We start from the raw sequence: 21,160 nt of genomic DNA, 5'->3' as shown, positions 1-21,160 counted from the left end.
ATTCTTACCTCCTGTTATAGATCTATTTCCCATTCTATTCTGCCGCCTCATACGCATATAGAATTGTCCGGGCATTGTTAAATTCATAGCTGCATGTCACAAATGAATACAAACGCATGATCGTTCCCTCGATCGGCGCGGACGCGCTCGCGCCCGCTGTCATCTGCTGAATATATGACGCAAATTCTTCTCCCGATGCAAACTCCGTTTTCCGTCGGATCGCATCCGGCGATGTGCAGACAGCCGCCAGGGCTTTTAAATGAATCTCCCGCTCCGGCGTATAAAGAATGATTTCTGAATGCTGATCGAAATAGCCCTGATCCTTGTATCTGGAAATGTCCTTAAACATACTTCCATTCTTCATGTGATGGCCGTACAGCACGTTATGCAGGGACGAAAAATCTGCCCGATCGGCATAGTCCAGAAAAATCGTGCCCGCCGTGCTCTTCTGCCCGTTCAGGTCACGGTGCAGGTAATAATCATTGTCCTTCCCCTGAACCACCGGATAATTGATCTGAGTTCCCGGAATCTGAATCCAGGCAACGACGTCCGGATTCTGGGAATCCAGCACTGCGAAATCAATTTCTGACACATATTCTGTCTCCTTTATTGCATCCGTCTCATCTATCTCATTTTCCACTTCTGGCACTTTTTTCTCCGGCATTGTTTCTCCTGTCGTCCCTGCTTCCGACATTCCCACAACCTGAGCGGTCAGCTCTTCATGCGCCTTCTCCTGACGCATTTCATCCCATTTATGCATTGCCACCCCCGCTGTACCGAACGCCAGACAGATGACAGCTATCACAGCCGCTGCTTTCCGTGTCCACTTTTGCATCGATCCCTCCATCTTTGCCCGTGAAACGTTCTGCGCCTTTATTTGTTAAGCAAATTATATATTTTTATAAATGATGTATTAATTTGCATACAAAACGAAACAGATAACAGCATAGTTTTAGGACAGCGCCATTTTTTCTGGCGCCGCCCTAAAAACCTGCTCTTATAACCGGGCAATTTTTATTTTTCTATGTCTCGTCTTACTCTTCCGTCTTTTTTCTGCCCGTCATTAATACATAAGCTGCTGCCATCATTCCAATTGCCAGCAGAGCCATCGGCACATCCATCCGATCCGTATCCCCGGTCTTCGGAAGTCCTTCTGCCGGTACAACCGGCTGAGGTTCTGGTACAACCGGCGTAACCGGTTCCGTCGGCTGGGCTGCCGGTCCCGACGCGGTTGTGGTCGAAGACTTTTTACTGCCAGAACTACTTCCGCCTCCGTGACCGCCGTGGCTTCCGCCTCCGTTATTGCCTGGATTCGGGGTCGGGGTAGGATCAGATCCCGGTTCCTGGCTTCCATGTTCTACCACATATGATACGGTCGGCTTCGGGAATTCTTCTGGCCGATACTCATTTCCACGGCTGTCTACCGGATACAGGACCGCCTCCTGATTGGTATAGTGCCCTTCATAGTGCTGGCTGCCGTCCCGGTCATATTTTCCATAGGTTCCATCCGCCGTCTTTGGGTTTATCAGTTTTACGGTATAGGTCAGCTGCACCGGTGCAAAGTTTGAAACTGGTTCATTTATATACCAGGTAAACATCTCTGTCTCTGCCTTATTTCCCGCGTCATATACCACTTTAAAACGATAATTCTGCGGTCCCGGTTCTCCGTCTCCAAAATACCAGGTGTTGCCCTCCTGATACATAGAAAGCGCTTTTCCCCCTACTGTCAGCTGGTCTAAGTGATCGAAATCAAAGTTATAATCCTCTTTCACATAGCCCATATAATCTTTCACAACAGAACCTTTATCAACGGCATACAAAATATCATTTTCTATACTGTCAAATGAAACCTGCTTTCCATTCGCGAGGTACCGCATGAAACTCATTCCCCACTCATAGTTACTTGCCGTTCCGGGCGGCGTAATCGGCATCGCATAGCAGTGATATCCTTCCGAAGCTGCCTGTGCGTACGCCTCGTATGAAAGATATAATGCCTTATCGATCGAATTCACATAATTTCCTGCTTCCTCCACCGGTGTAATAAGCGATGCATCCGGTTCCGTTCCATATGGATAGTCGTGTGTATCCTTCTGCTCTGAAAGTCTGGCTCCTATGCCGGTCAGCCATGCATTCCAGTCCGTCGGTGCCTGATTATTTCCATACTTGGATTTCCAGTTATCCGGTCCTGCAAAATGTTTCGGAGAATCTGCCATAAATCCCCAGGCAACCGCCGTCGGATTCTCATTAAACATATAGGTAATACCATCACTGACAACTACCAGCGTCTTGCGTTCATCTGCCACTCCTGTATCCTGGTCTAACATCGATTTACCCGCTAAAATACCTGCGTGAAGATTGGTTCCACTCTTAATCTCCCGACAAATGGCTGCTTCAATCGCCTCATATTGGGTCTCCAAATCCATAAATCCATCCGTATGAGCTTCCTTGTTAAAGAGCACTACTCCCACTTTGACCTTTGCTCCCTTTTCCTGCACTTCTTTCTTGAGGTTCTGAAGCATTTCCAATGCCTGCTCTTTCAGTCCCATGCTGGTTGATTTATCTAAGACAAGCACCACATCACTTACCAGCTGCTCCTCCGCTGACGGCAAGGACAAAGCCACTTGAGACTTAAAATTTTCATCCAGCTGTTCCGCTGTCTTCGATTTAGAAGTTCCTCCCTCTGGAATCGTCGGAAGTTCTCCTCCCGGAATCGTATATGATACAGTCGGTTTCGAAAATACTTCCGTTTTTCCTTTTTCCTGATCGCTTCCAACCGGATGCAGCACTGCTTTCTGGTTCGTATAAAGTCCATCATACTCTTCGCTTCCGTCTTCATCGTACCGTCCATACGATTCTCCTGGATTGTTCTTCGGATTTACCAGTTTTACCGTATAGGTCAGCTGCACCGGTTCATTATTTTTTACCGCCTCATTCATCGTCCAGACGAAATGTTCTCCTCCTTCTTTATCCGACGGATCGTATTCCACCTTAAAACGATACTGAGCTGCATTCACGTCTTCATTTCCAAAATAAACGGTATTTCCATCTTCCAATTTAGAAAGCTCCCTGCCGCCAACAGTCAGACGGTCGATGCTCTTTAAGTCAAAATTGTAATCATCCTTGACCCAACCCATATAATCTTCCACAGTCGAGTCACGATCGACGGCATAAAGGATATCATTTTTGATATCTTCAAAACTTACCGTTTTTCCGTCTGCCAGATATTTCACAAAGCTCGGTCCCCATGGATAGCTTTCACCAGCAGATGAACCAATCGGCATCGCATAGCAGTGATACTGTTCCTTCGCCGCTTCCAGATATGCCTCATAGGAAAGATAGAGTGCTTTATCAACGCTATTGGCATATTTTTTTCCTTCATCAGGTGGGGTACATGGCATTAACTCTCCTTGCTCATATGAATGGTCAAATTCATCGCCCTGATTATCCATCTGTGCTTTGATTGTACCCAGGCGCTCGTTCCACTCATCCTCCGATAATGCTTTATTATTCCCATATTTAAGAATCCAGTTATCCGGTCCCGCCCAGGAATGTTCTGAACCATCATTCTCAAATCCCCAGGCAACCGCCGTCGGTTTTTCCCCAAAAATATAGGTAATGCCATCGCTTAAAAGCACAAGGCTCTTTCTTCCTGCTGCCACCTGCGTATCCTCATCCAGCATTTTCTTGCCTGCAAGGATTCCAGCCGAAAGATTCGTTCCGCTGCTAATATTCTCACGGATCGCTGCCGCAATCGCATCATACTGGGTTTCCAAATCCATAAAGTCAGACTTGTGCGCTTCTTTATTGAAAATAACGACTCCAACCTTTACTTTTGCGCCATTTTCCTTTGCCTGCGCCTGCAGCTCCTTAAGCATCTCTAACGCCTCATTTTCCAGCTGCACGCTGGTAGATTTATCCAGCACAAATACAATGTCATTTTCCAATTTTTCCTCCGCTGACGGAAGGGAAAGTGTTACCTGGGATTCAAAGTTTTCGTCCAGATTGGTAGCTTTTTTAGACTTCGAAATCTGCCAGTGTGGAATTTCTTCCACTTCCACTGCCGACAAAACAGCTACGTCTGTCAGACCAAGCTCCATCGCGGAAGTTACAAATGCGGCTGCGGATGCATTCTTAATGCCTACCGTTTCATATGAATCCCCCAGAATGCGTTCAAAATTGTCTTCTTCTGCTTCGTCGCCTACAATCGCCTTATTTTTTTCGTTTTCATCGTTCTCGTTCTCTTCTTCTTTTGCATCAGACGGAGATGCCATTGCAGCTGAAGTCAAAAACATCGAAAAATGAGCCGAACGTGATACCTGAACTGAATCTTCGTCCTGGGCGCTGTCATTTTCTGAATCCGATGTATCTGTTTCGGACGCATCCATGCCTGCTTTTTCATTCTCGTTCTCAGAATCCAGCTCCGATAAATCTTTCTTGTCATCCGCTGCTTCCGGTTCTTCTTTTATATCCGAGGTATCTTCTGAATCTCCTGTATTCGGTTCCTGCTCCTTCTGCTCTGCTTTGTCCTGTTTTTCTGGATCCGAGGTTTCTTCTTTTATTTGATTGTTACCTGCATCTGAAGCATTTTCCTGCTCCTTTACATCGTCCTCCAGAGCCGTATCCTCTTCTGTGATATCTTCACTTCCTGCCGGAACTGCACTTTCCGGTTCTTTTACCTCATTTTCTATCTCGGTCGGAACCGCTTCCTCTGTCTCCAGCTCAACCTGCTTTTTTACTTCACCAAATGGCGCAACCGTCATCCATGCGCTGGCTCTTCCATCCACCAGAATCCGTCCGGTGCGCTCTTTTGAAGAAGAATTGGTCATCAGGAAAATAATTTCTTCATTTCCGCTGATCGTATACTGATCCATGTCCTCTTCATCCTCTAAGCGGGCATACATTTTCAAAGTAAGCCGGTCGTTTTTCTTCTCGAAATCTGGATGCAGTTCATATAGATTTCCTTCTTCAAACAGTCCCTCGTAGGTTTCTGCCTCATCGCCGGAAAACGTAAATGCATCCTCTTTTACTGTCTTTCCTTTTTTAGCAGCATCCCGGATTGCCTGCCTGAGGACTTCTTTTTCCAATGAAAATTCCTGTCTTTCATCCCCTCCTTCGGATGTGGCAGCTGCAAATGCGGCTGTATTTGCCACGCTTGTGCTCAACATACTGCTGCACAAAAGCACTGACATGAAACGCCTTGACTGACGTTCAAACCATCCTTGACTGTAACTTTTCCCCTTTTTCTTCGCTTTTTTCATTCTTTTTGCCTCCTGTCTTATCTATCATCAACGCAGGTCCCCTTATGCAGATTTAAATACCTCCCTTCTGCACCGCTTTCACGCCATGTTCCCGCAAAAATGGCTCGTACAATTCCTCTTCTGCTTTTTTCCGCGCTGCCACCGCATCCTCAAGGTTTACGAAGGTTCCAAGGTTGTACACTTTTCCCTGAAAGCCGATCGCTGCCCGCCACCGGGAATTTTCCCGCTGGTAGACGCCTCGGTAGCCACTTGTATTGTTTGCCGTATTTTTCTGGTTGGCGATTCGTTCCAGGCAGGTTCCGCCTACAAAATGAATCGCTTTTTTCATGTTTTTCTTTCGTGTCTCCGCCTGCAGGCACCCACAGCTCTTGGTTTTTCCCGCGCACAGGCTTTCTTTGGATGCCTCAATCAGGCGTCCGCAGCTACAGACACATTTCCAATATCCGCCTGTCCGGTTGGAATTATCCGCCTCTTCAAGCACTTTCAAACGTCCGAACTGACGGCCTGTCAGATCGATCCGCCGACTGGACGGAAGCTCCTTCCGATAGCACCCGCAGCTTTTCGTATGCCCTGTTTTCAGATGGGACTCCTCCACGGTCTTTTCTTTCCCGCAGTCGCACCGGCACAGCCAGTAATGGCGGCGGCTTTTTGCTGCCTGTTTTATTTCCCGGCAGACAGTCAGACGTCCATACCGGCGCCCCGTCAGATCTTCTCTCACATACTCCACCTCCCCGGATGACATAATGGGAATTATGTCATATCCGACTGTTTCATTTTTTCTTTTATTTGCAAAGCTTTTGTCGAATTTTCCAGATTTTGGATAGAATATCTGTGTTATTTCAAGTACTGTTTTTAACGCCTTTGTATGTTGAAATTCTTTCTCAGAAGTGATAAACTTAATAATAGAATCATATATTTAGATATGTATGCAGATTTTTTCCATTTCATGACATAATTCCCATTATGTTTTTCGTCAATTTTCCCTATCAATCAACAAACCTAATTCCAGCTGTCTGCGGCACGCTTCACGGCTGCTGATGATCGTATAACGTCTTGTCGTTTCCACGCTGCTGTGACCCAGATAGTCTGCCAGACGAACCAGATCGTGATCGCGCTCATAAAATATCTTGGCAAACAGATGGCGCAGATTGTGCGGATATACCTTGCTCGGAAGAACACCCGCTTCGGTGCAGACGGATTTCATGTCCGCCCACACATTCTGTCTGCGGACTGCCTGCCCGTTTTTTGTGACAAAGATGCTGCCTCTCACAATCCGCTGCTTCCGGCAGTACTGCGTCAGATACAGCATCAGCGACTGCGGCAGCAGGATCACCCGCTGTTTTCCCTTACAGTCGATCACTACTTCCCCCTGTGCCAGCGATTCCGCTGTAATATATGAAAGCTCGCTGATTCGTATGCCCGTGCTCGCGATTGTCTGCAAAATCGCACAGAGACGTTCATCGCCGCGTCCCCGTGCCGCCTTAACTAACTTCTGGTAATCGCTGCGCGTCATTTCCCGTCTCTCATCGCAGAAAATCCGCTTCTGCACCCGGAACGTGCGGACACAGTATTCCTGTCTTCCGATAAAATGAAAGTAGCTGTTCAGAGATGCCAGCATCGAATTGGCGCTGGATGTTTTATAATGGGCTTGCAGATATTCCTTAAACGATATAATTGTGTTTTTATCCCATTCTTCACCCACAAACATCAAAAACTTTCTCACATCCCGGCAGTATTTTTCGATCGTATGGCTGCTTTTTTCCTGTTCTCTCAAATAATCCCTAAATCGTTCCAATTCATTTTGTGTTTCCTGTTTCAATGCGTTTCCTCTCTTTCTCACGAAACTTTCTCGCGGATTTGTTTTTTTCGCAGCTGTTTCTTCTTTCACAACTGTGACCACTTTTCTATTTTCTGAAAAGTAATCTTATAGTATACGCACCGGAAACAGAAATCTCGCTAAAAAAACATTTTTGCTCTTTTAATCGGATTTTTGCAGAACCAGACATCACTGCGCCCGAAATTTTTTCACATGGACTCTCTTTGATCTTCACAATAAAAACAGGACAGCCGCTCCCATATTGCTCGGAACAGCTGCCCTGTTTTTTCATATATTTTCTTTTATATTCATTTTACTCTTCCGCCCGGATCGCCCAGCGCATCTTCGTCGAGCGGGCACGCGGGTTCTGTACGCACTCCTGCGCGGACGGGCGCACCACATCTTTGGAATATTCTTTATAGATACCGGCGCGATATCCCTCTTTGAGCGCCGCTTTCACCAGTTTATCCTCTCCGGAATGGAAGGTCAGGATCGCTGCCCGTCCGCCCGGTCGAAGCGCATTTGGAAGCTTCTCCATAAACTCATAGAGTACTTCAAATTCCTGGTTTACATCGATCCGGAGCGCCTGGAAAACACGCTGACAGGTCTTCTTGACTGTCTCCTTTTTCTCCTTTTCCGGAAGGAAATCCAATGTTTTTTCAATGATTTCACGGAGTTTCGTGGTCGTATCGATCCGGTTTCCACGGCGGATCTCATCCGTGATCGCTTTTGCCAGCTCCTCGCAATACGGTTCGTCTGAATTTTCGTACAGCATGCCCGCCAGCTCCTCACGCTCGATCGTGTCAAGGCGCTCGGCGGCGCTGATGCCTTTTTCCTGATTCAGGCGCAGATCCAGCGGCCCATCTACCTTGAACGAAAAGCCTCGCTTCGGATTGTCAATCTGCATCGAAGACACGCCCAGATCGGCTAAAATAAAATCAAAACCACCCGCTTCTTTGGCAATCTCATCGATTGTACAGAAGTTCTGGAGACGGATTGAAAGCATGTCCTCGCCATAGCCCGCTTCTTCCAGGCGTTTCCGCGTCTTGGCGGATTCCTCCGGATCAACATCGGTCGCATACATATGTCCCTGCCCTTTCAGGCAGGCCAGCATTGCCTTCGTATGTCCGCCGTATCCTAGCGTCGCATCAAATCCGACCTGCCCCGGCTGGATCTGCAAAAAGTCCAGAATCTCCTGCACCATAATGGAAATATGCATGCCCGCTGGTGTATTTCCCTTCTGAATCACATGCTGGATCGTGTCCTGATACTTCTCCGGCTGCAGCTCTTTATATTTTTCTTCAAATTTTTTTGGATATTTTCCTTTATATCTGACACGCCGTTTGTGTGGTGTCTGATTTTCCTGATCCATAAAAGCCTCCCATATCTGCTTAGATTTTCCATTGATTTTCCCATCTGTCAAATCGAAAATCATATTGGTTCAAGCATATATGGAAGGCGTTCAAATGTCAATTCTTTCTTGATTTTTCCAGATAAAACGCAGCATCATAGGTATACAATAAAGGCGTTTTGGTTGAAATGTTTCTCCGGGCAGATGTTTGCAGATGAGCCATCAAATCTTTCTGTATATAAAATACTCATTCTCCCCAATTTCTGACGCTCCTGCCTGCCCGGATACTCCTTTTCAACGTGCATAGTATGACAAATTGTGTGGCGTTTTGCATCGGCGGGATACTTGACACAGCATCCCGCTTTCAATAAAATGATTATACATCGTACATTGATGTGCGATACAATCCCTTTTTAGCTAATTTATATAATTTTTACTTATTTTTCATGTAATTATAAAAAACTATGAGTGTAAAAAATTGCACCAGAACCCTACATAACAAATATACATGATTGCACATCTTATGGATATCTAACAGGAGGTTTTATGACGCACGATAAAAAACGGCTGCTCTCGATCGGCGAGGCAGCCAAAGCGTTGGAAGTGACCCAGCGCATGATTTTAAATTATGAAGACAAGGGTCTTATTCTGCCGGATCAGAGAGACGGTATCAATGGAAACCGTTACTATACAGCAGACACCGTCTCGCGCATCCGGAGCATCCGCATTCTGCAGAATCTCGGTCTGTCGCTGGATGATATCTATGCCTATTATCACGGCACGACGGATCTGGAGCCGCTGATCACTCGTCTGGAAGATCTGCGTGACGAGATCAGCCGGAATATTGAGAAATTAAAAGAACATTCAAAAGGGCACAATGACTTTGAAATCCGACAGATAGAACTTCCCGCCCAGACCGTTTACTGCCAGGATCTGCATTCGACAGAACTTGAAGACAAGAAAGAGCAATTACGTGGCGTCTTCATCAAGGCGATCCGCCAATATGGTTCTGACACCACCCAGCATATGTTTTTCACCGAATACAACCTTTCGAATCCGGGCGATTTTACCTGCTGCATCGCCGTCCCGCCGGAAAGCCGGGGTGAACATCTCGTCACCCTGCCCCGCCAGAAAGCGCTCTGTATCTTTTATCACGGTGCCTATGAAGGTCTTCCTGTAATTGTGAAGCATCTTTGTGCGTATGCAAACAAATATCAGATTCCATTAAAGGGCACCGCCCGCCACCTCTATCTGGAGGGACCGCCCCAGCACAAAAATCCTGAGAATTTTCTGACGCAGGTAGCGGTTCTGATGGCGGATGATACCCTTTAACCAAAACTTATTTCTCTAATTTTATTATTTTAATTCCTCTGGGCGCAGCACGCATTGACCCACTCTATAAAGTTATCGGCCGCGGCAGCCCGCATGGACATAAACAAAGCCCTGATCCGTATAATCCGTAAAACTCCGGTACTCCGTCAGATCCTCCTGCGCCGCATATCCCGGCGTATTGACTGGAAATACGATCGGCTCCGAACGTGCCTATCTGTATCCAGAATCACTGCCTTACACTTCAATCGCCCCAAACCGGAACGAATACAGGTAGCGCTCCGCCACCCTTTTTCCTGTCATCTGTTCTAGTGCGCGGGTATAGTAGCGCACCTGTGCCTCATAGCGGCGGATCAGAATGTCTGAATTTTCCACATAATCTGTCTTATAATCCACCAGAACCAGCTTGCCGTCCTCCTCAAAAAAGGCGTCGATGATACCCTGTATCAGAATCCGCTCATCCGAATCCCAGTCGCCCATTTCGCGCGCCGGAATACCGATGACGAACTGTTTTTCCCGGTACAGTTTCCCGGCTGCTGCCGCTCTCTGCATGCGTTTTCCCAATGAACTGGCTGTCAGTTTTGCCAGATCTGAGCCGCGCACCAACGCCGCCGCCTCGGCATCCATCCGCCCCTCAGCCGCCAGCTTCGCCGGAAATGCATTTAACTCCTGTCTCGACATTGCCCGCTCAAACGGCAACAACTGCAACACACGGTGGTACGCTGTACCGCGCGTCGCGCCGCCTTTTTCTTCCTGCTCCTTCTCCATAAACACTGGCAGCGTCGGCAGAAATACCATCTCCTCCTCTTCTTCCTCCATGCCCTTTTTCTTGAGTTCAGAAACGGACATCTTGGTGTTGAGACTCAGATCGTCCAGGTATGGGTACTGGAAATGGTAGTTGCTGCTGATGATCGATTCTATTTCCCTGATATTTTCGAGCCGATTTTGCGTGTTTGGATGATTCTCGTCATTCGACAAATGGCTGTCCTCCCCCGCCAGCCACCGCAGCCACTCTCTCGATAACGTCTGGCGTATCTGCGTGCCGATCTCACGGTCGATCTGGTCGGAAAGCGTTTCCGTCTGATATGAAATCCACGGATTTTTTTCCGGAATACTCATCAAAATCCAATCCAGATACGAGGAAGCCAGCGTCAGAATCGTATACGGAATCGCTCCGTGTTCGGCTGCCACTGCGCTCCACTTCGCAATCCGATCCTCCAATTTCCGGGAGGACGCCGTCAGAATCAGTTTTTCCTTCGCACGCGTCAGCGCCACGTAAAGAACACGCAGTTCCTCGCCCAGCGCCTCCAGTTCCATCCGGCGTTTCATCACATTTTTCTTGAGCGTCGGTCCCTTGATGCGCTTCTCGCTGTCCAGATAGTCGGTTCCGATTCCCAGATCCGCGTCGATCAGAAGTTTCCCCCGCGTATCCTGCTTGTTAAAATTTTTTCCCATTCCAGCTACAAACACGATCGGAAATTCCAGCCCCTTGCTCTTGTGGATGCTCATGATCCGCACCACCGTTCCCTCGGAATCCGCCACCGGCGCCTCGCCAAAATCTGTGTTATATTTTTTCAATTTTTCAATATACCGGATGAAATGGAACACACCCCGGTAGCTCGTCGCCTCATAGGCTGCCGCTTTCTCCACCAGCATATCTAGGTTGCCGCGCCGTCCCGCCCCGCCCGGAAGCGCCGATACATAGCGGTAATAGCCCGTTTTGTCGTAAATCCGGTAGAGGAGTTCGTGCATCGGCAGGTAAACAGATTCCTGGCGGAATGTATCCAGGAGAGTAAAGAGTTTTTGGAGTTTTCGGCGCAGGTTATTCTTTTGAATTAATTTATTTTTTTGAAAACGAAACGCATCCGCGATCGACGACTCGTCACTTTCGTCATTCGACTTCACCGGTCCATCCTCGTTCATATACTCCACAACCGCCCGGTAAAGCCCTGCATCCCGCGACCGGTCAACGCCCGCCTTATGTTCCGCCACAATCCACGCCAGCTCCTCATCAGAAACGCCGCCAAACGGCGATTTGAGCACCGACGCCAGGGGAATGTCCTGCATCGGATTGTCAATGACTGCCAAAAGATTCAGCACCGTCTCGACTTCCAGCGTATTAAAATATCCCGTCCGAGACTCTGCGACCGCCGGAATCCCCTGCGTCGCCAGCACCTCGATAAATTCTTCCGCCCATCCGCTGACGCTTCGAAGCAGAATCACAATATCCCCGTACTGCGCCCGACGGTAAGCGCCAAGCTCCTTATCCCAGATCGTGATCCCCCGTTCTTTATCCGTCATCTCACGGATCTTTCCGGCGATCATGCGCGCTTCCAGCTCTCTGGCGGTGTAATCGGCTGCCTCATCATCTAACTCGGGGGATTCCGTCTCTTTCTGCGGCTGCACCGACAAATCCACCAGCAAAAGCTCCGTCTTTAACTCATCCAGGCCATCCCGCTCTTCAAAGGCTGCGCCCGGATGCAGTGCCGCATCTTCCGTATAGGATATATTTCCCAGCTTTTCCGTCATGATACGGTAAAAAATCGCATTGATCGATTCCAGTATGTGATCCCGGCTTCGAAAGTTCTGGTGAAGCTCGATCTTCTGGTGCGCGCTCTCCTCCGACGTGTATGTGCTGTATTTTTCCAGAAATAATTCCGGTCTCGCCAGGCGGAATTTATAGATACTCTGCTTGACATCGCCCACCATAAACACATTCGGGCGGTCAAAGCGTTCACCGCTGATGCACTGGATCAGCGTCTCCTGAACCAGGTTGCTATCCTGGTACTCGTCCACCAGAATTTCGTCGTACTGCACGGCGAGCTCATCCGCGACTGTGCCTGGTACGCGCACTGTCCAGGAATTTTTCCCTTGCATCTGATCGGTTTCTTCTGCACTTGAAGTTTCCTCCGCCTCGGAACATTCTACTTCCGGTTCTGTCAGGATCTCCAGCGCAAAATGTTCCAGATCATGAAAATCCACCACATTTTTCTCTTTCTTCTTCGCCCTAAACCGCCGTCCAAATTCCTGCGCCAGCTCCAAAAGTTCCAAAATCCGCTCTTTTCCAGCTTCCATATCCGCAAGCATCTGCTCCGGGGATGCAAACAGATACTCTCCTTTTAACTTTTCAACTGCTTTTTTGACCCGGCTGCGGCAGTCGGAAACAAGCGCCTTTTTCTCCGGATCGACCTCCCCGTTTTTGCCGCGGATCGCCGCCAGACGCGAAAACGTAAATCGTTCCAATGCCTCCGAGATCGTTTCAAACGAACCGGCTGCCCCACAGACTGCCTCCGCATGGCGCAGATCTTCCTCGATCATCGGCAGGTACGGCATCGGTCCCCCCGTCTCCTGGCAGATCTCCCACGCCTCCCGAAGCTGTATTTTCCACTCCTGCGCCTGCAATGCAATATCACGCAAAAGGAACTGCATCCACTCCGTCTGCTCCAGCTCTCCCTGTTCGGTCAAGAGCAGCTCCTCACGGCATTTTTCATACCACGCATCCGGCCACGGGTTACTCTGGGCGAAATTGTAGACCTGCATCACATACTCGGCAATTCCACCGTCCGCCTTGCCCGTCGCATACGCGTCCACAAACTCCTCATACCGTTTCCCGCCGTCGCGGTAATAATCTTCCAGCAGCCCATCCATCACATCAGCGCGCATCAGAAGCATTTCGCCCTCATCGCCGACCCTGAATGCCGGATCGATATCCAGTCGGTCAAAATGTTCCCGCATGATATGCAGGCAGAAGCTGTCGATCGTCGTGATCTGGGCAAACTGAACCAGAACTGCCTGCTGCTGGAGATGTTCATTTTCCGGCTCCGATTCCAGTTTTTTCTCAATCGCCGCCTGGATCCGCTCCCGCATCTCCGCCGCTGCCGCCCGGGTAAAAGTCATGACAAGCAGGCGGTCTATGTCCTTCGGGTTCTCCCCCTCCGTGATCATCTGGATGATCCGCTCAACCAGCACCGCGGTCTTGCCGCTTCCGGCCGCTGCCGACACCAGGAGGCTTTTCTCCCGCCCCTCAATTACCTGCTTCTGTTCCCTGGTCCAATTTACTGCCATTTCTCGCCCTTTCCTTTTTCATGACTGGTTCATTCTTTCATTCCCACAGTCACAGCCAAACACAAACTTACCGTTCCGTTTCCTTATCCTTTTCTTCCATCTTCCCCCAGATCTCCTCCGGGCTCAGCTTATCAAAACGCCGGAACTGGTAGCCGTCCGTTTTCAAATCAAATCCGCACACACTGTGGTACGGGCAATAATCGCACGCCGTTTTCTGGCCGTTTTTGTACGGCGACGCCGCAATGTTTCCATCCAGAATCTCCCGCCCCATATGCTTCATTTTCCGGTTCACATACGTGCCCAGCACACGGAATTTTTCTTCCCCTGCTGCCTGCGAACGCCGCTCAACGATCGCCTCATTTTTAATCGAAACCGGCACAACATCCGAATCCACCGTCGCCTCCTCGCCCAGCCGGTTATCCAGATGTGCCAGTGCCTCCCGATCGCCGTTTACCAGCCCGTTCATCCGCAGTGCCTTCAAAATATCGGCATTCGTCTCCTCCTCCGACTCCACCGGCTTGCGCTCCACCATCGGATCCTCGATATGATAATAGAAAAGCCCCGCTGGAACCACCGTTTTATCCGGGTATTCCCGCCCGATCTTCTCCATCGCCGCATCCATGTAGACAACCAGCTGCAGCTGCAAACCATAATAAATATCCGTCAGGTCAAATTTCGTTTTTCCCGTCTTGTAATCAATGATCTTAAGGTACAGCCGGTCGCCATCCTCGCAGAGATCGATTCGGTCAATCCGCCCGCGCAGATGGATCGCCTCCTCGCTTGAAAGCGGAATCCGCATCGCTCTCAGGTGATCCATCGGTGAAAAACTGACCTCAAACCCGGCTGGCTCAAAATCACCTTTTTTTAGCTGTTCCGTCAGTGCCCAGATCGTTCGATCCGTGATCCGGTATACCTTCCGTTCCAGATACTGGTTCCGGTACGAGCTTCCCAGAATCGCATTGCCGTATTCCTCCGTGACCGACGCCACACACTCCGCCACCATTTTCTGGCGGTCTTCCTCCGAAATGCCGGAAAACCGGCGATTTTCCTCTTTCATCCGCGTGAAATACATGTCAATCGCCGCATGGAACAGATTTCCGATATCCGACGGGGCAATCTCGTACATCTGCCGTTCCGACAATTCCAGCCCATACGAAAGAAAATGTGCATACGCACACGACGCATACAGCTCCATACGCGTCACACTGCCCCGCAGAATCGGGCTATAGAGCGCCCGCGCCGCCGCCTTCCCGATGCCCGTATCCTGATAGGTATAAAATGCAGCATCCGAGAGAGCCTGCATTTCATCCCGGTACGATTCTGACTGAATAAAGTATCGGTACAGCGATATAAACTGGTCATTTTCCCCGCTTTTTTCATCCTGCAGTCCCCGAAGCACCCAGCTCATGCCAAGCTCCGGCGACCAGAGCGCTTCCTTCTCTTCCTTCGGCTGTTCCAGACGTTTCTCCGGAAATAATTTAAGCAGCTGCAGCATCAGACTCGAAGGACGCATCGCTTTTCCCTCGGCAGAGGACGCCGCACACGACAGATAGAGATAGTCCGACGGCTTTGTCAGCGCCAGATAGAGATAAAATCGCTGCAAAAAGCTTTCCTCCCGCGCGGTCGGCGCCAATTCTACCTGCATTTCCCGCAGCGCCCGGCGATCCGCCTCCGAAAGGATCCCGCCGCGTCCCGAAACAGACGGCACTATCCCGTCATTGACTCCGGCAAAAAACAACACTTTTATATTGGAAAGACGGGTTCGCGTGATATCGCCGACCACGATCCGGTCCACGACCGCGGGGATCAGTCCTACCTTGATCTCCGCAAAACCGGCGTCCAGAATCTCTGCATACTCCCGCTGTCCCATGATCTCCTCGCCAAGAAGCGCCACAATCCGGTCAAACAGATCCATCACCAGCCCATACACCTGCCCGTACTCCTTGGCAAGACTCATATCGCCCACTTCTTCAAACTGCTGCGCCATCGCCGCCAGCTTCTGCTCCATCTCAAGTGCTTCGAGAAAATGGACCAGCGCCTCCGTCCGCTCGCGCACCGTTGCTTTGCGGTTGGAAAACACCTCCCGAAGCGGCAGAAATGGTGTGACAACCGCCTCACGGAACTGATTTAACTCATCCAGATTGATAAGCTCTGCCCCCCGGTACACGCGCTCCCATGTACTGTTCCACCGCTTAAACCCGCGGATTCCAAGCGCAATCACATAATTTTCCGCCTGATAGATCACTTCCGGTGAAAGCCCCGCAAGCGGCATCACCAGCCCTGTTTTCAGGAATCGAAACACCGATTCATAGGAAAAGCCCGATTGCAGCACCTCCAGCGCCGCCCGGATTAGTTCCACCATCGGGTTACTTAAAATATTTTTCTTATAATCAATAAAACACGGGATCTGATTCTTCTCAAACTGCCTCAGAATCTCCCGCGAATATGTCTCCAAGTCGCCGGTAATCACCGCGATCTCCCGGTAACGGATGCCCTCCGATGCCACCAGACGCCGGATTTCTCCGCATAAGAAAGAGATTTCCGCCTGCGGGGTTGCTGCTTCAATTAGACGCAGGCTTTCCCGGCCATGTTCAGCCGCAGCCCCGCTTTCGTTCCCGCTCCCAGAATGATACACCTTTCCTCTATATCGGAACAATTCATTTTCAATAAATCCCAGTTCCGGGCTGTCCTTAAATCTCCACATTGGTTTTTCTTTCAACAAAATATCCTCATCCCGGCTGCATCCGGCAGCTGCAGCACGGTCAATCAGACGGCAGACGGTATGACGGCTCATGTAAAAGAGCTTCTGCTGCACGCTCTCGCGGTACGGGTTGTCCTCCGGATCCATCGTGACCGTCACGATCACCTTCCGGCAGCACCGGAATAAGAGTTCCAGAAGCTCATACTGGATCGGCGTAAAGCCTGTATAGCCATCCAGCGTCACAACGCTGTCGCGGATGAGCTGTGACTGCGGCAGCACCCGGCAGAGAAGGCTTAAAATTTCTTCTTTTACGATCACTTTTTCCTCGGTATACGCCTGGAATGCCCGGTATAAAACCTGCATATCCAAAAGCTTCTGGCGCAGCAACGGGCTTTTCGTCTCCCCGATCAGCGTCTCCAGCTTTTCCTCCGTGATGCCGTACTGGAAAAACTCAGACAGCATCGATTTGATCTCGCTGATAAAGCCCGCCTTGTCCAGATGCCCTCCAAACAGGTGCAGATTTCCCCGGACGCCCGATGAGACGCGCCGCAGAACCATCGATTTTCCCATATCATCCAGCACCGCCAGATTTTCAATCGCCAGTTCCTCAAACACCCGGTATGCCAGACGCTCAAAACTGACAATATCGATATTCATCACGCCATGGTTCGGATGCAGCATCACGATCTCTTTCTGCGTCTGCATCGTAAACTGTTCCGGCACCAGAGCAAAAAAACGTTCGTCCGGCTCTTCCATCGACTGACGGATCAGATTTTCATACAATGTCCGTGTCTTTCCCGAACCGGAACCACCGATTATAAATTGCAATGACATAGTTTTCCCTCTGTCTTTCTGTCTATGTTTTCTGTCAGATACCAAAGCACTTCCGCCCGGATGCATCCCGGATTCCCATTTCTTCCCGGTATTTCGCCACGGTCCGCCGCGACAGCGTGATCCCCGCTTCCGCCAGTTTTTCTGACAGCACGCGGTCGCTGAACGGCTTTCTCGGATTTTCCGTTTTGATCAGATGGCGGATTGCCTCCCGCGGATCTTTGCCTGTTTCCATCCGATTCACCACTTCTGCCTGAACCGCCGTTTCTTCCTGATTCACCGCATCTTCCCGCTCTGCCATTCTTCCCTTATCCGTCGTCTCGAATCCCCCCGCAGCCATGTGTCTTGAAAAGAAATATGACAGCGGAAAGATCCCCCAGCGGCATTGCAGATATTTTTCACGCACTGTCCGGCTCAGCGTCGGCTCGCTGACCCCCAGCGATTTAGCCGCCTGTTTCTGCGTCCACGGAGCCAGTTTTCCACTTCCTTTTGCAAAAAACTCCCCCTGTACGCACAAAATCTCTTCTGCCAGCCGCGACAATGTCTGATTGCGCTGCCCAATGCACTGGCAGACCCATTCAGCCTGCCGGATTTTCCCCTCGATGTAGTCCTTCGCCTCCGTCTCGGTATCTTTCTGCTTCATCAATGACAGATAATACGGATTGATAGTAATCTGCGGCAGTGTCTCATCGGAAAGCTGCATTTCAAATCCGTGTTCCGTCTGTGAGATAATTATATCTGGTACAATATATTTATCATAGCGCTCATCCCCATATCCGCTTCCCGGTTTGGGATTCAGCTCCCGGATCCGCGCTGCTGCCAGAAGCACTTCCTCCAGCTTGCAGGAGCATGCACGGGCAAGCTGCTTCATCTGGTTTTTTCCCAGCAGATCCAGATGGTTGGAAATGATGCGTGCCGCCAGAATTTCGGTTCGCATCGTTCCATTCTGAACAATATCAATCACCGCGCCGCCGTCTTCTGCCAGGTAAGACAGCTGCATCAACAGACACTCCTTCAGCGACCGTGCCCCGATCCCACACGGTTCCAGCCTGCCAAAATTTTTCCAGATCCGTTCTCCTTCTGTCTCCTCAATTCCCAGCCCAGCGCAGAGTTCTCCAAAATTCACGCTGAGATATCCGCTTGCATCCAGATTTTTGATCATATAGCGGAATATTTTTTCTTCTCTTTTCGTCAGATGCAGCATACACGCCTGTTCCAGAAGTGATTCCAAAAGCCCCTCCTGGCTTCGTCCCGGCTCTAATCGCCCCGCCTCTTCTTCCTCATCCTGATAATAAGTCTGGTTCTGGCGGTCAAGGCTGGCAAGTTCTTCAAGTCTGCGGATTTTCTCGTTCAACTCTCCATTTTCTTCCAGCCGTCCATTCTCCGGCTCCCGCTCTTCCAGATCCACCACTGGATTTTCCAGCGCCATCTCTTCTATGTACTCTTTCAGCTCTATCTGCCCCATCTGAAGAATATTTGCGGATTGTATCATTTTCTGGGACAAGGTCTGTTTGAGCTTTAACTCCTGTTTCAGTTCCATCGTACCACCCCTGAAAAGATGTAAAACGCCCAGATGCCTCGCCGTTTCTGCCTGCGAAGTACCTGGGCGTCCTGTCTTTTGCCTGCCTAATTACTGATCCAGCTCGTCCTCGCCGACCAGCTCATCATATTCCTGCTCGTCCAGAAGCTCGTCAAACGCATCTGCCACGATCTCATACTCATCGTCGTCCTCGATGTTTTCCAGGTTCGGCTGTCCGTTCTCATCCTCGCTGTAACGGTACAGATATACCTCTCCGTCCTCTGCCTCGATGTCATCCATCGGAAGAAGGGCAATATAATCCTTGCCGCCTGCCGGGAAAATCGTCAGAACAACACACTCAATCTCTCTGCCGTCATCCAATGTCAGAGTCACGGTCATCTCCTCGCCGTTGTCGATCTCTTCCTGCGTCATATTCTTATTATCTGCCATATTTTACCTCTTTCTTTTCTATGCCTTTTCTACGTCCCACAAGATCCGTTGGCGGAATCCTGTCTTGACTCCACTGTATCAGAGTATTCTGTAAAAATCAAGACTTGACTTCCTCATTGTCCTCTTCATCTGCCGCCTCGTTACTGTTCACGCATACGTGCCCAGTAACGGAATTTGCCGTGGCTTCGTATTTAAATACGGCAAATTCCTGCTGCCGCCACGTTTTCTTACGGCACTTTCGGTTGCAACGGTGTACAAAGGGAACATAATAAAAAACTTAATAATGGACTGCCAATCTTACACAAAGTACCGCCCAAACGAGACTACGGGCGGTATTTTTGTATCATGGCGGAGAAAGGAGGAACTTCCCACGGGGGCTTGACTGAAAAGTTGAGCCCCTTTTTTCATGCCAAAAAACAGGAGGTAAATGCTTATGGCAGATGATAAAACCACAAAAACGCCGGAACAGCCGGTAACGGATAGCGGGCCGGGCAAGGAAACACCGCCTAATCCCCCAAAAGAGTCGGAGAAGGTTTCCGTTTCCCCGGAGCCGGAAAAAAAGACGGAACCAGAGGTAAAGACCCCACAGGTTTCTGTCTATAACTTCGCTGAAATTATGAAGGAAAAGAAAGCCGAGGAACGAGCGGCAGCTCCCGGCGTGGAAAAGCCTGACCCGGCAAAAGCGGAGAAACCGGAAAAGCAGCCGGAGGCTCCGAAAAAAGCAGAGGAAAAACCCAAAGAGCCGGAACAGCCGAAGCGCCGGGGCCGTCCCCCGAAAGCAGATAAGGACAAGGACGCAGCCTCGAAATCCAAAGCTCCCGCACAGAAAACGGAAAAGGCGGTCAAAAAGGAACCGGAGAAAAAAACGGCTCCAACGGTACAGGCCGCTCCCGCTCCGAAGGAACCCGAAAAACCGAAGGATGCTCCACGCCGGGGCAAGGAGCAGATCGTCTATATCAAGCTGAACGAACTCCACGCCTTCAAGAACCATCCCTTTGAAGTCCGGGACGATGAAGAAATGCGGGCTATGGTGTCCAGCGTTAAGGACAAGGGCGTGACCCAGCCCGCTATCGTCCGTCCCCGTGAGGATGGCGGCTATGAGATCGTGTCCGGCCACCGCCGCCAGAAAGCCAGCGAGCTTGCCGGATATGCGGATATGCCCTGTATCGTCCGAAACCTGACAGACGATGAAGCCATCACGCAGATGGTCGAGGATAATCTCAACCAGCGTGAAGAAATCCTCCCCAGTGAGCGGGCCAAAGCCTTGAAAATGCAGCTTGAGGCTATCAAGCACCAGGGCTCCCGCACTTCGGGCCAGATTGACCCGAAGGACGCAGGAAAACGCTCCAACGAAATTGTGGCCGAGCGTAATAAGATGGCGGTCAAACAGGTGCAGCGGTATATCCGGCTCAATGAGCTGGTTCCCGACTTGATGAAGCTGATGGATGAAAAAAAACTGGGCTTTACTACGGCGGTGGAGCTTTCCTATATCGGCAAGAAGAACCAGAACTATATCGCCGTTGCCATTGACAGCCAGCAGTCCTCGCCTTCACAGGCGCAGGCAAAGCGTATGCGGGAACTGGACGAAAAGAAGCTGCTCAACGGGGATGTGATCGACGGCATTATGATGGAGGACAAAAAGGAGGTAGACAAAGTGATTTTGACAGGTGCGGAACTGAGCAAGTATTTCGGCAAGGAAACTACGCCGAGGGAAATGAAGGACCAGATTATCAAGCTGCTGGACGACTGGAAGGGTCAGCAGAAGGAACACGAAAAACCGGAGAAGAAAACCGAACAGGAAAAGTAAGCTAAAACTTCGGGTCAGCATGGCCCGAGGATT

At 50.0% G+C, this 21,160-nt stretch carries 11 protein-coding genes; 2 read left to right on the top strand and 9 right to left on the bottom strand.

The window, feature by feature from the left end:
- Positions 1-34: 34 nt before the first annotated feature.
- From srtB to rsmH, 5 genes are all read right to left on the bottom strand, one after another.
- The gene (gene srtB, locus DWV73_RS08120) at positions 35-835 is read right to left on the bottom strand and encodes a class B sortase (protein ID WP_181986233.1); all 801 of its coding nucleotides are present in this window, start codon (positions 833-835) and stop codon (positions 35-37) included.
- Between the two features lie 199 nt (positions 836-1,034).
- The gene (locus DWV73_RS08115; protein WP_117796378.1) at positions 1,035-5,258 is read right to left on the bottom strand and encodes a VWA domain-containing protein; all 4,224 of its coding nucleotides are present in this window, start codon (positions 5,256-5,258) and stop codon (positions 1,035-1,037) included.
- A gap of 52 nt (positions 5,259-5,310) precedes the next feature.
- On the bottom strand, positions 5,311-5,976 hold the full coding sequence (locus DWV73_RS08110; protein WP_117796377.1) for a hypothetical protein: 666 nt from the start codon (positions 5,974-5,976) through the stop codon (positions 5,311-5,313).
- A 255-nt stretch (positions 5,977-6,231) separates the two neighbouring features.
- Complete coding sequence (locus tag DWV73_RS08105; protein ID WP_227589521.1) at positions 6,232-7,053, bottom strand: tyrosine-type recombinase/integrase; 822 nt, start codon at positions 7,051-7,053, stop codon at positions 6,232-6,234.
- 334 nt (positions 7,054-7,387) lie between these two features.
- The gene (rsmH, locus tag DWV73_RS08095) at positions 7,388-8,446 is read right to left on the bottom strand and encodes a 16S rRNA (cytosine(1402)-N(4))-methyltransferase RsmH (protein WP_117796375.1); all 1,059 of its coding nucleotides are present in this window, start codon (positions 8,444-8,446) and stop codon (positions 7,388-7,390) included.
- A 525-nt stretch (positions 8,447-8,971) separates the two neighbouring features.
- Here rsmH and DWV73_RS08090 point away from each other — a divergent pair.
- The gene (locus DWV73_RS08090) at positions 8,972-9,757 is read left to right on the top strand and encodes a MerR family transcriptional regulator (RefSeq protein ID WP_117796374.1); all 786 of its coding nucleotides are present in this window, start codon (positions 8,972-8,974) and stop codon (positions 9,755-9,757) included.
- 234 nt (positions 9,758-9,991) lie between these two features.
- On the opposite strand, the gene addA is transcribed toward DWV73_RS08090, so the two are convergent.
- The 4 genes from addA to DWV73_RS08070 form a co-directional block, all read right to left on the bottom strand.
- Positions 9,992-13,819 (bottom strand): helicase-exonuclease AddAB subunit AddA, encoded by a 3,828-nt coding sequence (gene addA, locus DWV73_RS08085; RefSeq protein WP_117796373.1) that lies wholly within the window; start codon positions 13,817-13,819, stop codon positions 9,992-9,994.
- Between the two features lie 67 nt (positions 13,820-13,886).
- Positions 13,887-17,354, bottom strand: a complete 3,468-nt coding sequence (addB, locus tag DWV73_RS08080) for a helicase-exonuclease AddAB subunit AddB (protein WP_117796372.1) — start codon at positions 17,352-17,354, stop codon at positions 13,887-13,889.
- Positions 17,355-17,388: 34 nt separating this feature from the next.
- On the bottom strand, positions 17,389-18,891 hold the full coding sequence (gene rpoN / locus DWV73_RS08075; protein WP_117796371.1) for an RNA polymerase factor sigma-54: 1,503 nt from the start codon (positions 18,889-18,891) through the stop codon (positions 17,389-17,391).
- Positions 18,892-18,981: 90 nt separating this feature from the next.
- On the bottom strand, positions 18,982-19,320 hold the full coding sequence (locus tag DWV73_RS08070) for a DUF1292 domain-containing protein (RefSeq protein WP_022358993.1): 339 nt from the start codon (positions 19,318-19,320) through the stop codon (positions 18,982-18,984).
- 427 nt (positions 19,321-19,747) lie between these two features.
- Between DWV73_RS08070 and DWV73_RS08060 the strand changes: the two genes are divergently transcribed.
- Positions 19,748-21,127 (top strand): ParB/RepB/Spo0J family partition protein, encoded by a 1,380-nt coding sequence (locus DWV73_RS08060; RefSeq protein WP_107001186.1) that lies wholly within the window; start codon positions 19,748-19,750, stop codon positions 21,125-21,127.
- The last annotated feature ends 33 nt before the right edge of the window (positions 21,128-21,160 follow it).

Source organism: Clostridium sp. AF12-41, assembly GCF_003461685.1.
Classification (GTDB): domain Bacteria; phylum Bacillota; class Clostridia; order Lachnospirales; family Lachnospiraceae; genus Otoolea; species Otoolea fessa.
Note: the sequence above shows the minus strand (reverse complement) of the source record. Positions and strands in the feature narration are given on the sequence as shown.

Excerpts from the sequence above, each read along its gene's own strand:
- addA (WP_117796373.1), bottom strand. The coding sequence starts at position 13,819 with ATGGCAGTAAATTGGACCAGGGAACAGAAGCAGGTAATTGAGGGGCGG.
- DWV73_RS08070 (WP_022358993.1), bottom strand. The coding sequence starts at position 19,320 with ATGGCAGATAATAAGAATATGACGCAGGAAGAGATCGACAACGGCGAG.
- addB (WP_117796372.1), bottom strand. The coding sequence starts at position 17,354 with ATGTCATTGCAATTTATAATCGGTGGTTCCGGTTCGGGAAAGACACGG.
- srtB (WP_181986233.1), bottom strand. The coding sequence starts at position 835 with ATGCAAAAGTGGACACGGAAAGCAGCGGCTGTGATAGCTGTCATCTGT.
- DWV73_RS08060 (WP_107001186.1), top strand. The coding sequence starts at position 19,748 with ATGCTTATGGCAGATGATAAAACCACAAAAACGCCGGAACAGCCGGTA.
- DWV73_RS08115 (WP_117796378.1), bottom strand. The coding sequence starts at position 5,258 with ATGAAAAAAGCGAAGAAAAAGGGGAAAAGTTACAGTCAAGGATGGTTT.
- rpoN (WP_117796371.1), bottom strand. The coding sequence starts at position 18,891 with ATGGAACTGAAACAGGAGTTAAAGCTCAAACAGACCTTGTCCCAGAAA.
- DWV73_RS08090 (WP_117796374.1), top strand. The coding sequence starts at position 8,972 with ATGACGCACGATAAAAAACGGCTGCTCTCGATCGGCGAGGCAGCCAAA.
- rsmH (WP_117796375.1), bottom strand. The coding sequence starts at position 8,446 with ATGGATCAGGAAAATCAGACACCACACAAACGGCGTGTCAGATATAAA.